This is a genomic window from Actinomycetota bacterium (genome assembly GCA_035697485.1).
In the GTDB taxonomy this organism is placed as follows: domain Bacteria; phylum Actinomycetota; class UBA4738; order UBA4738; family HRBIN12; genus JAOUEA01.
Genome location: DASSCU010000024.1, coordinates 106,635 through 118,610, shown reverse-complemented (window position 1 = coordinate 118,610; position 11,976 = coordinate 106,635). Strand labels below are relative to the sequence as shown.

At 70.0% G+C, this 11,976-nt stretch carries 11 protein-coding genes and 1 pseudogene; 10 read left to right on the top strand and 2 right to left on the bottom strand.

Going from position 1 to position 11,976, the window contains the following annotated elements; all coding sequences use genetic code 11:
• Positions 1–62 precede the first annotated feature (62 nt).
• From VFI59_07335 to VFI59_07325, 3 genes and pseudogenes are all read left to right on the top strand, one after another.
• Complete coding sequence (locus VFI59_07335) at positions 63–221, top strand: hypothetical protein (protein ID HET6713504.1); 159 nt, start codon at positions 63–65, stop codon at positions 219–221.
• Between the two features lie 63 nt (positions 222–284).
• Positions 285–383, top strand: a pseudogene (locus tag VFI59_07330) (hypothetical protein).
• A gap of 68 nt (positions 384–451) precedes the next feature.
• Entirely contained in the window at positions 452–1,066 is a 615-nt protein-coding gene (locus tag VFI59_07325; GenBank protein ID HET6713503.1) for an arginase family protein, read from the top strand.
• Here VFI59_07325 and VFI59_07320 read toward each other — a convergent pair.
• A complete protein-coding gene (locus VFI59_07320) occupies positions 1,063–1,698 on the bottom strand; it encodes a TetR/AcrR family transcriptional regulator (GenBank protein ID HET6713502.1) in 636 nt (211 codons plus the stop codon). The two genes, VFI59_07325 and VFI59_07320, sit on opposite strands and share 4 nt — an antisense overlap.
• 194 nt (positions 1,699–1,892) lie before the next feature.
• Here VFI59_07320 and VFI59_07315 point away from each other — a divergent pair, with 194 nt between their 5' ends.
• From VFI59_07315 to VFI59_07300, 4 genes are all read left to right on the top strand, one after another.
• Positions 1,893–3,512 (top strand): NAD(P)/FAD-dependent oxidoreductase, encoded by a 1,620-nt coding sequence (locus VFI59_07315; protein HET6713501.1) that lies wholly within the window; start codon positions 1,893–1,895, stop codon positions 3,510–3,512.
• Positions 3,513–5,639 (top strand): acetate--CoA ligase family protein, encoded by a 2,127-nt coding sequence (locus VFI59_07310; protein ID HET6713500.1) that lies wholly within the window; start codon positions 3,513–3,515, stop codon positions 5,637–5,639.
• A gap of 280 nt (positions 5,640–5,919) precedes the next feature.
• Entirely contained in the window at positions 5,920–6,939 is a 1,020-nt protein-coding gene (locus VFI59_07305; GenBank protein ID HET6713499.1) for a hypothetical protein, read from the top strand.
• Between the two features lie 276 nt (positions 6,940–7,215).
• Positions 7,216–7,527 carry a GlsB/YeaQ/YmgE family stress response membrane protein gene (locus tag VFI59_07300; GenBank protein HET6713498.1) on the top strand — a complete coding sequence of 104 codons (312 nt, stop codon included), beginning with the start codon at positions 7,216–7,218 and terminating at the stop codon, positions 7,525–7,527.
• 77 nt (positions 7,528–7,604) lie between these two features.
• Here the strand turns inward: VFI59_07300 and VFI59_07295 are convergent, their stop codons facing one another.
• On the bottom strand, positions 7,605–8,090 hold the full coding sequence (locus VFI59_07295) for a nitroreductase/quinone reductase family protein (protein ID HET6713497.1): 486 nt from the start codon (positions 8,088–8,090) through the stop codon (positions 7,605–7,607).
• Between the two features lie 142 nt (positions 8,091–8,232).
• Between VFI59_07295 and VFI59_07290 the strand changes: the two genes are divergently transcribed.
• The 3 genes from VFI59_07290 to VFI59_07280 all read left to right on the top strand — a co-directional run bounded on the left by VFI59_07290 (position 8,233) and on the right by VFI59_07280 (position 11,974).
• A complete protein-coding gene (locus tag VFI59_07290; GenBank protein ID HET6713496.1) occupies positions 8,233–9,657 on the top strand; it encodes an amidase in 1,425 nt (474 codons plus the stop codon).
• Positions 9,658–9,857: 200 nt separating this feature from the next.
• Positions 9,858–10,811, top strand: coding sequence for an ornithine cyclodeaminase family protein (locus tag VFI59_07285; protein ID HET6713495.1), 954 nt, complete (start codon positions 9,858–9,860; stop codon positions 10,809–10,811).
• Complete coding sequence (locus tag VFI59_07280) at positions 10,808–11,974, top strand: Xaa-Pro peptidase family protein (GenBank protein HET6713494.1); 1,167 nt, start codon at positions 10,808–10,810, stop codon at positions 11,972–11,974. The genes VFI59_07285 and VFI59_07280 overlap by 4 nt, the downstream gene beginning before the upstream one ends.
• Positions 11,975–11,976: the final 2 nt, after the last annotated feature.

Genomic DNA, 11,976 nt, shown 5'->3' with positions numbered 1-11,976 from the left:
TACCGACCGCCCGAGCCGAGGGTCAGCCCCTACACTCCGCGGCACGGGAGGAGGGATGTCCGATGGAGCCGTCCGAGTACGAGTTCAGCCGGCGGGATCTCGACTTCCTGCACTGGTGGGGCGTGCCGACGCTCTTTCGGTGTCCGCACGTTCCCGACCCGACCGAGTGCGACATCGCGCTCGTCGGCGTGCCGCACAGCTCGGGGAACGGCACGACGTGACGCGACCAGCATCTCGGACCCCGCGCGGTTCGCGACGTCTCGACGGCGTATCGTCGCTTCCATCTGAAGTGGCAGCTCGATCCGTGGAGCGCATGCCGTATCCACGACCTCGGCGACGTGCCGATCCACGAGTCGCTCGTGAACCTCCGAGCGGTGCGTGAGATCGAGACCTTCTACGGGGCGATCGACCGCGCCGGCGCGCGTCCGGTCTCGATCGGCGGTACCACTCGATCTCGCTGGCGATCCTGCGCGCGACCGCGGGGCCGGAGTCGCGGCACGGGCAGCCCGCCGCGATCGTGCACTTCGACGCGCACTACGACACGTACGACGACTTCCCGAACTGGTACGGGGCGTTCGACAGCGCGGGTCATTGGGCGTCGAAGTCGGTGCACGAGCGCCACGTCGACGCGACGCGCAGCGTGCAGATCGGCATCCGCGGCCACGACGTCTGGATGGATCCCGGCAAGACGAGCCGCGAGCTCGGCTATCGCATCGTCACGAAGGACGAGTTCGACGACGACCTGGGCATCGACGGCACGGTCGGGCTGATCCGAGAGCGCGTGGGCGACCTGCCCGTGTACGTCTCGTTCGACCTCGACGCGCTCGACACGACGATCGCCCCCGCGGTCTCGAACCCCGAGCCCGGCGAGGAGGGTCTCACGATGAAGGAGGCGATCCGGGTGCTGCAGGGCATGCGCGGCATGAACCTGATCGGCGCCGACGTCGTGGAGCTGATGCCCTCGCTCGATTCCCCGAACGCCATGACGGCGCAGAACGCCACGCGCATCGCGTTCGAGCTGATCTGCCTGCTCGCCGACCGAGCCGGGCTCGCGTCGGAGACCTAGGCGCTCGTCGCGGTTTCCAGCTCGAACCCGATCAGGCTCGCCGCGACCTCCCGGCACATGCGCTGCATGTGCTCGGGGTTGACCTGCGTATCGTTCATCAGGACCTGGATCGCGAGCCCGTCGATCAGCGCGCCGAGCTTCATGCCGATCTCGTCGGCATCCTCCCCGTCGTCGAACTCGCCGGTGGTGCGTCCCTGCCGCACGATGTCGGCGATCGACTGACGCCAGCGACGGTCGAGCACCTCGCGCTCCTTCGCGAGCGCTGGGTCGCGCAGGGCGCGCACCCAGATCTCGATCCACAGCGCCCACTCCTCGAGCCGCTCGAAGTCGGGAAGCAACCCCGGCACCGACAGGTCGATCAGGCGCCAGAGCTGATCGCGCGCCGAGTCGAGGCGGCGAAGGTCGCGCGCCTGCGCCAGGTAGTACTTGTCGTTCGCATAGGTGAGCGCCTCGACGAGCAGGCGGTCCTTCGACTCGAAGTAGTAGAGGATTAGGCCGGGGGAGACGCCGCACCGCTCGGCGATGTCCTGGATGCGCGTCTCGGCGAGCCCGCGGTCGGTGATCACGCGCGCGGCCGCTTCCAGGATCTCCTGGTGGCGGTCCTTCCCGTTCTTCTGACGTGCGCGAGCCAACGGTGCCTCCGTCCTGAACGCCGCACAGCTTGAGGCCGTCGGCGCCCGTTCCTTGTATGAGCGTTCAAGCAACTGTACCGGCATGACCTGCGAAGTCAAAACCCGAGGTCACCAGGGGCCGAGTTGACTGGTGATTCAAAGTCAAGCCATACTGCCCGGGTTCCGGACAGGTCTCCAGGGAAGGACTGCTCGTCATGGCTTCGAACACTTACGACGCGATCGTCATCGGCGGCGGACACAACGGACTCACGAGCGGCGCGTACTTCGCACGTCACGGCGCCCGCACGGTCGTGCTGGAGAGCCGCAACAAGACCGGCGGCGCGGCCGACACGAGCGCCCCGTTCGCCGACCACCCCGACATCAACGTCACGACCTACAGCTACGTGATGTCGCTGATGCCGCCGACGATCATCCGCGAGCTGAACCTGAAGCGCCACGGCTACGACGTGACGCCCTTCGGTCCCTACTTCCAGGCGTTCCCCGACGGTCGCGCGATCACGGTCTACGCAGACGACGCGAGGAAGAGCTACGACTCGATCGCGCAGTTCTCGAAGAAGGACGCGGACACGCTTCCCAAATGGGAAGCCTGGATGAAGGGCGTGAGCGACGTGCTCGGGCCGCTGCTGCTCTCCGTGCCGCCCCACGTCGGTTCGATGAAGCTCGGCGACCTGTTGCCGCAGCTGCAGACGGCGTGGAACATGCGCAAGCTCGGCCAGCGCGGCGTCGCCGACGTGACCCGGCTGTTCACGATGAGCGTGACCGACCTGCTCGACGACTGGTTCGAGTCCGATGCGATCAAGGCGATGCTCACGGTGAACGGCGTGATCGGCACGTGGGCCGGCCCCGACGAGCCGGGCACCGCCTACGTGATGCTGCACCACTCGATCGGCGACGTGGGCGACGGCCACCTGGGCAGCTGGGGCTTCCAGCAGGGCGGCATGGGCGCGGTGAGCGACTCGATCCGCCGCAGCGCCGAGTCCTTCGGCTGCGAGATCCGCACCGAGGCGAAGGTGAAGAAGATCCTGACGCGCGGCGGACGCGCGGTGGGCGTCGCGCTCGAGAGCGACGAGGAGCTGCGGGCCCCGGTCGTCGTCTCCTGCATCCACCCGAAGATCGGGTTCTTGGACCTGCTCGACCGCAACGAGCTGCCGGCCGACTTCGTCTGGGACATCGAGCGATGGAAGACCCGCTCGGGCACGGTGAAGATCAACGTCGCGATCAGCGAGCTTCCCGACTTCACCTCGATGCCCGGCAAGGAACAGCAGGACCACCACACGGGCTCGGTCGAGCTCTGCCTCTCCCCCCAGTACGCGGAGCGCGCGTTCCAGGACGCGCACATCGACCGCAAGCCCGCGGTTGCGCCCTTCGTCGACGGCACGATCCCGACCACGCTCGACAAGAAGCTCGCGCCCGACGGCGTGCACGTGTTCTCGATGTTCACGCAGTGGGTGCCCGACGACTGGGTGAACGAGCCGCACCGCGAGGAGCTCGACGCCTACGCGAACCGCATCTTCGACGGCTACAACGAGCTCGCGCCGAACTTCCGCGACTCGATCATCGACTACCAGGTGATCGGGCCCTACGACATGGAGCAGGACCTCGGCCTGATCGGCGGGAACATCTTCCACGGGGAGCTGAGCGTGGACCAGCTGTTCCACATGCGTCCGGCGCCGGGGTACGCCGACTTCCGCACGCCGATCAAAGGTCTGTACCACGGTTCGTGCGCGACCCATGGGGGCGGCGGCGTGAACGGCATCCCCGGCTGGCAGGCATACAAGGCGGCCGTGAAGGACAAGGCCATCGCGAAGAAGTAGGTGGCGACGGTCGCCGACGACGTGACCCGCACGAGGCCGAGCCTCGAGCCGATGCTCGAGGCTCGCTCCGTCGCGGTCGTGGGCGCTTCGGTGAAGGAGGGCTCGCTCGGCCACCAGATGGTGGTGGAGCTCCGCCGGGGCGGGTACGAGGGCGAGATCTTCCCCGTGAACCCCGGCTACGACGAGGTGCTCGGGCTTCCCTGCTACCCGTCGATCGGCGCGGTGCCGCACGCACCCGACCTTGCGATCCTCGGGGTCGCGAACCAGCGCATCGAGCACGCCGCCCGTGACGCCGTGGCGGCCGGCGCCCGGTCGCTCGTGACCTTCTCCTCGCTGTACGAGGAGGAGCCACCCGAGCCGGGTCTGCTCCCGCTGCAGGACCGTCTCGCGGCGATCGCGAGTGAGGCAGGCATCCCGATGTGCGGAGGCAACGGCATGGGGTTCCTGCATGAGACCGTGAGGCTCCGTGCGACCGGGTTCCCGACCCCCGACGACCTTCGCCACGGGCCGGTGACGTTCATCTCGCACAGCGGATCGGCGTTCGCGGCCCTGGCGTTCAACGATCGCGGCATCGGGTTCAACCTGCTCGTCTCGAGCGGTCAGGAGCTCGGCTCGACGATGGCCGACTACATGCGGTACGCCCTCACGCGTGATGAGACGCGCGTCCTGGCGCTGCTGCTCGAGACGGTGCGCGATCCCGATGCCTTCCGCGCGGAACTCGAGCGTGCGTCATCGCTCGACGTGCCCGTGATCGCTCTCAAGGTGGGGCGCACGGAGGGCTCGAAGGCGATGGTCACCGCGCACTCCGGCGCGCTCGCGGGCGAACACGGCGCCTACGAGGCGCTCTTCGACGCCTACGGCGCGCACGAGGTGCTCACGCTCGAGGAGATGGCGGACGCGATGGAGCTGTTCTCGTCCCCGAGGCGCGTGAGTGGCGGTGGCCGCGGCATCGCCAGTGTGCACGACTCAGGTGGGGAGCGCGCGCTGTTCGTCGATCGGGCGCACGATCTCGGCGTGAGGTTCGCGGCGATCTCGCAGCGGACGGTCGCGGCGATCGACGACGCGCTGGATCCGGGCCTGGAGGCCGCCAACCCGCTCGACGCATGGGGCACTGGCATCGACGCGGATCGGATCTTCCGCGAGTCGTTCCTCGTGCTGCACGACGACCCCGACACCGCAGCGATGGCGTTCGTGGTGGATCTCACCCGGCAGGGTGAGCCCTACGACGAGGGCTACCTCCAGGTGGCCCGTGAGGTGTGGGAGGCGACCACCAAGCCTTTCTGTGTGCTCTCCAACCTCGCCAGCGCCGTCGCGCTCGAGGAAGCCGCGTACCTGCGCGACCTCGGCATCCCCGTGCTGGAGGGCACGTCATCGGGGCTCGTCGCGCTGCGGGCCCTGCTCGCCCACCGCGATGTGCGGGCCCGTGCGGTTGCGACGACTCCCGCTCCCGTGCCCGACGAGGTCCGTGCACGCTGGCGAGAGCGACTGGCCACCGGCGAGGAGTTCGGCGAGCTCGAGGGTTTGGCCCTGCTCGCGGACTACGGGGTGCGCGTGATCGAGGCTCGCCCGGCCTCGACCGCCGACGAGGCGGTCGCCGCAGCCGAGGCGATCGGGTTCCCCGTCGTGCTGAAAACCGCCGCACCGGGCCTGCCGCACAAGTCCGACGTGGGGGGCGTGCGGCTCGGTCTGGTCGAAGCCGCCGGGGTGCGCGCCGCGTACGACGACGTGGCCGGCCGGCTGGGGCCGCAGGTCACCGTCGGGGCGATGGCGCCCACCGGCGTCGAGGTAGCGCTCGGTGTCGTGCGCGACCCGACGTTCGGCCCGCTCGTGTTGGTCGCGGCCGGAGGGATCCTCGTGGAACTGCTCCACGACCGGGTGTTGGCGTTGCCGCCGCTCGACGAGCCGGGGGCCCGACGGCTGATCGACCGGCTGCAGGCGCGTCGACTGCTCGACGGCGTGCGTGGCGCCGAGCCCGGCGACGTCGACTCGTTGGCGGCCGCGGCGTCGCGCCTGTCCGTGCTGGCGGCCGACCTCGGCGATCTGCTCGATGCCCTCGACGTCAACCCGGTGATCGTCTCGCCCGGGGGGTGCGTCGCCGTCGACGCCCTGGTGGTTCCCGCCTCCTGACCCAGGGTCGGCGCTTCCGATGCGCGGGGGTGCAACGCGTTCCGCCCCTCGGCATGGTTCCGGGCCGGAGGTGTTGCCCGCATGCCTGCACGGTCCCCCCGCGTTGCCCGTATCGCCGTCATCACCCTCGCGTCATCGCTCCTCGCGACACTGGCGGGGCCCATCGGTTCGGTGTCCGCCACGCCGAGGAAGCGTCCAGATCGCACATGGAGACGAACGGGAAGGTTTACGCGATGGTTCGCGCCGGTGACAAGATCCTGGTCGGCGGCGCCTTCACCGAGTGCTCCCGCCGCGAGGCAGCACGAAGAGCCCCATCACGGTCAGGAACCTCGCCGCGATCGACATCTCGATAGGCTCGCCCGTCAGGTCGTGGCGACCCCGCGTCCTGGGGGCGGATGCGGCGGTCCGCGCCCTGGCGGTATCGGGCGGCACGGTCTACGTCGGTGGGTCGTTCGAGACCCTCGCCGGTGCGGACGTCCGGAGCTTGGGCGCCGTCCGACTCTCCGACGGCAGCGCCGTCGCCGGGTTCGCCCCGGACATCAGCGGGAAGGTCTACACGCTGCTGGCATCGCCGGATCGTCTCTACGCAGGCGGAGCGTTCGGCAGGGTCGATGGTGCCGGCAGACTGAAGCTCGCCGCGTGGGACCTGCCGTCGCGCGATCTGACGAGCGAGTGGCGCCCGCGCGCGGTCGGCGGCTCCGTGCGCGACATGGCCTTCGACGCGAGCGGCGACTCGATCTTCCTCGGCGGGGCTTTCAGCGAGATGGCACAGAGCGGCTCGACCTATCCCGGGGAGAGCGTCTCGAAGGTCGACGCACGGTCCGGGGCGTTGCGGACGTGGGCGATCCCCGAGGGCAAGGTGGGCAAGCCGCAGGTCGCGTGGTCGCTCGAAGCCACCGCGTCCCGATTGCACGGCGGCTTCGGACGAGGCCCCAACTTCGCGGCGTCGTTCAAGCCCGGCGGTGCCGTCGGCACGCGTGGACTGGCGGCTCCCCCTCGTCGGCAACGTGCAGAGCGTCGAGCTGTCACCGAACGGCAGGCGCCTGTTCGTCGGTGGTCACTTCGGGCTCGCCGAGCGCTGCAGCAGCGCACGTGCGGGCGCCCGCTGCGCGGGCTGATCTCGGTCCGTCCGAGCACCGGGAGGGTGTTCTGCGACTGGATCCCGAGGCTGGAGCCGTTCGGGTCGAACTTCAACGGGCCGTGGACGATGTCGGCGGTCGGGAACCGACTCTGGGTGGGCGGAGGCTTCGTGAGGATCGGCGGCGTCGAGCAGCGGAACCTAGCGCGCATCCGGCTCTGACGTCAGGCGATCAGCTCGTCGATCGGGTGGGCCCCGAACGGGCTCAGGCAGGGTTCCCGGCGCGATCCAGCGCGTTCGGTTCGCCACATCGGCGACCGTGCCGACCATGATCGCGCTCGACTCGGAACCTTCGGCTGGGTCGCGGCGCGGAGGTCCGCGGCCCACGCCATCGTGAGCGAGACCGATGCCGGCCGATCGAGCGTTTGCGAGCGCAGGCATCGGGGGAAGTCGACCGTCGGAGGACGCGCAGGGAGCGCGTTCCCGAGGAGGGATCACATGCTTGCCATCGTTGGGTTGCTCGCACAAGCGGGGAACGAGGGGGCCGACCTCGATATCACGTCGATCCTCGGCTACATCCTGATCGGCGCGGTCGTCGGCGTGGTCGCGCGCTTCTTGGTGCCCGGGGACGACCCCATGGGCATCATCGGCACGATCGTGCTGGGTATCGTCGGTGCGCTGATCGGTGGGTGGGCGGCCGGCGCCATCTTCGAGGACACGGCCGGCGTGGACTGGATCGCATCGATCGTCGCCGCCGTGTTGCTGGTGCTCGTCTGGCGCGCCGTCGCCGGGAACCGCGTGCGCAGCTAACGGGAGCCGCGAAGGTCGTCGGAACGGGCCGGGCTGTGTCCGGCCCGTTCCGCGTGCTCGGAGAGCAGTCGCCGGGCCTACCGAGGGGTGAGCCGCACGACGAACCGCTTCCCGCCGATCGCATGCACGAGCTCGTCGTGGCTCGGCATGCGGTCGCCGCCGACCTTCAGGCCGACGTGGCTCGCCTTCGAGAGTCCCACCCGTCGGAGCATCGCTCCGTAGATCCTCGCGACCTCGTCGGGGTCGTCGACCAGCTCCGCGTGCATCGGACGTCGACGACCCTCGTGCACGATCTCGACGTCGGCGCCCCCGCGCATGTTGATCCGCCAGCTGCTCGCCGTGAGCACGACCGCGTCGCCCTCGAACATCTGGTAGCCGACGGGCACCTCGAAGGTGCGTCCCGACTTGCGCCCCACGAACGACAGCAGGGCCAACTCGTGCATCCTCGCACCGAGGCGAGAGCGCAAGAGTGGCACCATCACCGCGTTCCCGACGCGCATCAGCGTGCGGAACCGGGAGGCCGGCTCGAACGACCGAACGATCGGTACCTCGGTCGCCGCCATGAGGGATCCCTCCTTCCAGGAGGACGCCGTTCGATATCGGCATCCTCAGTTCTCGACGTCATCATCGGCTCGACCCGCTCGTTCCCGCACCGGTAAGGCGACCCGTCCTCGATGGGACCGGTGGCGGGATAGCCTGGCACCCGTGACTTCCGCGAGCGAGCTGTGCTTCCTTCCGGCGACGGATCTCGCGCGGCGGCTGCGGGCAGGAGAGCTCTCGGCTCGTGAGGTGGTCGCCGCCCACCTCGAGCGGATCGACGCGGTGAACCCCGCGGTGAACGCGATCGTCACGCTCGTGGGCGATCGTGCCGCGGATGCGGCTCGGCTCGCCGACGACACCTTCGCTCGAGGCGAGCCGGTCGGTCCGCTGCACGGCCTGCCGATCGCGCACAAGGACCTCGTGGCCACGGCCGGGATCCGCACGACGGCAGGCTCTCCGATCTTCGCCGGGGCGGTGCCCGACACCGACGACCTGCTCGTCGAGCGCGCACGGGCCGCCGGCGCGATCGTGGTCGGCAAGACGAACACCCCGGAGTTTGGTGCCGGATCGCAGACGTTCAACCCGGTCTTCGGACCGACCCTGAACCCCTACGACCGCACGAAGACGTGCGGCGGTTCCTCCGGAGGCGCTGCCGTCGCCCTCGCGTGCGGCATGGTGCCCGTCGCCGACGGCAGCGATCTCGGTGGCTCGCTGCGCAACCCCGCCGGCTTCTGCAACGTGGTCGGCTTCCGGCCGTCGCCGGGGCGTGTGCCGTCGTGGCCGTCGTCGAACGCGTGGCAGGACCTGTCGGTGGACGGGCCGATGGGACGCACGGTCGAGGACGCCGCCCTGCTGCTCACAGCGCTGGCGGGTCCCGACCCGCGGGTGCCCATCTCGCTGCCCGAGCCCCCGGCGACGTTCGCGCCTCCCCTCGGCGACGACCTCAGCGAGCAGAGGGTCGCGTGGGCGCCCACGGCTGGTGGCTCGATGCCGTTCGATCCGCGCATCCCGGCGGTCGTCGACGCCGCGCGGACCGCGTTCGAGACCCTCGGATGCCGGACCGAGGAAGCGTTCCCGGATCTCGCCGGTGCACGAGAGGTGTTCCTCACGATGAGGGCGCACATGTACGCGGCGGATCTCGGCGATCTGCTCGAGACCCATCGCGACGAGATGAAGGCCACGGTCGTCTGGAACGTCGAGGAAGGTCTGCGCCTGACCCAGGCAGACATCGCCCGGGCCGAGCGTCTGCGCACCGACCTGGTCGGTCGGGTCGCTCGGTTCTTCGAACGATTCGACCTGCTGGTGATGCCGGTCTCGCAGGTGCCCCCGTTCGACGTCGTGGTCGAGTACCCCGCCGAGATCGAAGGCGTCGCGATGCCGACCTACCTCGACTGGATGGAGTCGTGCTGGTGCATCACGGTCACGGGATCGCCGGCGATCTCGGTGCCCTGTGGGTTCACCGACGACGGCCTGCCGGTCGGCCTGCAGATCGTCGGTCGTCGCGGCGACGACCTCGGGGTGCTGCGCCTCGCGCACATCTTCGAACGGGCGACCCGGGTCGGTGAGCGGCGGCCCACCGTGGGGAGTTGACGGCCCGTGCCCCTCGCCTCCGGCGACCGCGTACGCCTCACGTACCTCGACTGGCTCAGGGCGATCGCATTGCTCGGCGTCTTCATCGACCTCGCCCGCGATTTCGACCGGCCTCGCGTGGGCGCTGTCGCGCATCCCGCTCGTGTCGCGCGGCGTCGGGGTCAAGCGTCCCGCCATGGCTCGCTCGTAGACTCCCGGGCATGGCGGCCGACCGGATGTTGGTGCTCGGCAGGGGGGAGCTCGAGTCGCTCGCGCTCACCTGGACCGACATCGTCGACGTGCTCGAGGACGCGTTCCGGCAGAAGGCCGCCGGGCTCGTGCAGAACCCGCCGAAGCCGGCGGTGCGCCCGCGCGAGGACGCGTTCATCAACGCGATGCCCGCCTACCTCGGCGGCAGCGATCGCGTCGGCATCAAGTGGGTCTCCGGGTTCGAGCAGAACCGTGCCAAGGGGCTGCCGTACATCTACGGGGTCTTCGTGCTCACCGATGCCGAGACCGGACGACCGCTCGCGCTGATCGACGGCGGCTGGATCACCGAGATGCGCACCGCGGGTGTCTCCGGCGTCGTGATGCGTCACGTGCCGGACGAGGCTCGCGTGCTCGCGATCGTCGGGGCCGGGGTGCAAGGACGCCGTCATCTGCAGCTGTTGCTCGAGCAGCGTCCCGGCATCGAGCAGGTGAGGGTCTTCGACGCCGTGCCCGACGCCTCGCGAGCGTTACTCGCGCTTGCCGGTGACCGTGAGGGCATCGTCGCGACCGACGCCCGCGACGCGCTCGATGGCTCCGACCTCGTCGTGACCGTCGTGACGGTGCCGCTCGAACCGCGGCTCGACGCCGCGAACACCCACCCCGACGCCGTGCTGCTCCCCGTCGACTACGACGACGCGCTCGGGGCGGAGGCCGCGAACGCGTCGTCGCTCTACGTCGTCGACGAGCCCGGGCAGTACGCGTCGGTCTCGGACCGGCACTGGGACGGGTTCCGCGATCCCGACGGCGAGCTCGCCGACGTGGTCGCGGGGACGCTCGCGGTGCCGACGAGCGGACGGCGGGTCTTCCTCGACATGGGCATCGCCATGGACGACGTGGCGCTCGGCGCCCTGTGCTACGACCGGGCGGTGGAGCGAGGTATCGGGCGCACGATCGGGTTCCCGTGACGCACGACGTCGACCCGGAACGGCTCCGCCTCGGGCGTCTCGCCCGGCTGCAACGCGCGATGCGCGACCACGACGTCGACGCCCTGATCCTCGCGAACGAGCCCAACGTTCGGTACGCGACCGGAGTCACCGCGATGCCCGTTTACGCGATGAGCACGTTCGTGCGCTGCGCGGTCGTGCCGCAGGAGGGCACCCCGATCCTGTTCGAGCACGGGAACTCGGTCCACCGCTCGAGGCTGCGCGCCCCCGACGTGCGGGCGATGCACGCTTGGGAGTTCTACGACGACCCGGCGCCCCAGGCGGCGACCTGGGCCGACGAGACGCTCGCCGCGGTGCGCGAGCTCGGTGCGAGCGGTGACCGCGTCGCCGTCGACCGCCTCGGCACTCCGGCGTTCCTGGCGCTGCTCGATCGTGGGGTCCGACCCGTCGATTCCGCCCCGGTCACCCAGCAGGCGCGTCGCGTCAAGACGCCCGAGGAGATCGAGCTGTTCGACCTCAACGCCGGACTCGTGATGGAGATGCTCGCCGCGTTCGAGGCCGCGATCGCGCCCGGGGTCTCCGAGCGTGAGCTCCTCGCCGTGCTCTCGGACGTGATGATCCGCGGAGGCGGGGAGTACCTCGCCACGACGACGGTCTGCTCGGGTCCCAACACGAATCCCTGGCGAGCGGAGGCCACCGATCGTCGGCTCGAGCCGGGCGACCTCGTCTTCGTCGACACCGACGCCGTGGGCATCGAGGGGTGCTTCTTCTGCGTCTCCCGCACGTTCCCGGTCGGCGACGCCCCGAGCGCCGAGCAACGCGCGATCTACCGGGAGTCGCACGGATGGCTCGAGGCCATGAAGGCACTCGTGCGACCGGGCGTCACGTGCGGGGAGCTCGCCGCCGAGGCACCGCCGTTCCCCGAGCGGTTCACGGCGCAGCGGTACGAGTGTTACTTCCACGGGATCGGACTCGAGGAGGAGAACCCGAGCCTGTGCCACCCGGCCGACGAGCAACCCAACCCCGAGACCGCGCTCGAGGACGGCACCGCGCTCGTGGTCGAGCTCTACGCGGGGGAGGTCGGTGGCCGCGACGGTGTGAAGCTCGGCGACGAGATGCTCGTCACCTCCGAAGGATGCCGCGTGTTCGCGCCGTATCCCTCCAGCGACCGATTGTTGGCCTGAAC

Coding starts and splice junctions, on each gene's coding strand:
- VFI59_07300 (HET6713498.1), top strand. CDS start 7,216: ATGCTTGCCATCGTTGGGTTGCTCGCACAAGCGGGGAACGAGGGGGCC.
- VFI59_07295 (HET6713497.1), bottom strand. CDS start 8,090: ATGGCGGCGACCGAGGTACCGATCGTTCGGTCGTTCGAGCCGGCCTCC.
- VFI59_07285 (HET6713495.1), top strand. CDS start 9,858: ATGGCGGCCGACCGGATGTTGGTGCTCGGCAGGGGGGAGCTCGAGTCG.
- VFI59_07335 (HET6713504.1), top strand. CDS start 63: ATGGAGCCGTCCGAGTACGAGTTCAGCCGGCGGGATCTCGACTTCCTG.
- VFI59_07315 (HET6713501.1), top strand. CDS start 1,893: ATGGCTTCGAACACTTACGACGCGATCGTCATCGGCGGCGGACACAAC.